The sequence below is a fragment of the Motiliproteus sp. MSK22-1 genome (assembly GCF_001968815.1).
Classification (GTDB): Bacteria; Pseudomonadota; Gammaproteobacteria; order Pseudomonadales; family Balneatricaceae; genus Motiliproteus.
This window is the reverse complement of the sequence record NZ_MIEQ01000003.1, coordinates 1-319: the sequence shown is the minus strand read 5'-3', so window position 1 is coordinate 319 and position 319 is coordinate 1. Positions and strand designations below refer to the sequence as shown.

Below are 319 nucleotides of genomic sequence, written 5' to 3'. Positions count from 1 at the left end.
CCTATGCGCCACAGTCGCTTTCATACAAGAAGCGGAGACAGAGGGTTTATCAATATCGTTAACGGTGTATCGATTCACGAACGCTCGAAGAATATCGACAATCGGAAGTCACTAGGCCACTGGGAGGGAGACTTAGTGTCGGGCTCTGGAAATACTCACATTGCTACACTTGTTGACAGGAAGTCTCGATTCACAATTATCTTAAAACTTGCGGGTAAGGATGCTGCGTCTGTTCATCAGGCCTTGCTGACCACATTTAAGAAAATGCCGAAACAGTATAGAAAGTCTTTAACTTGGGACCGAGGTATGGAGTTAGCGA

General features: G+C 45.8%; 1 protein-coding gene. It reads left to right on the top strand.

Features of this window, described 5'->3' with window-relative positions; all coding sequences use genetic code 11:
• Positions 1 to 319 (top strand): IS30 family transposase (locus BGP75_RS00015; protein WP_143820933.1); only part of this gene is annotated, 319 nt, incomplete at both ends.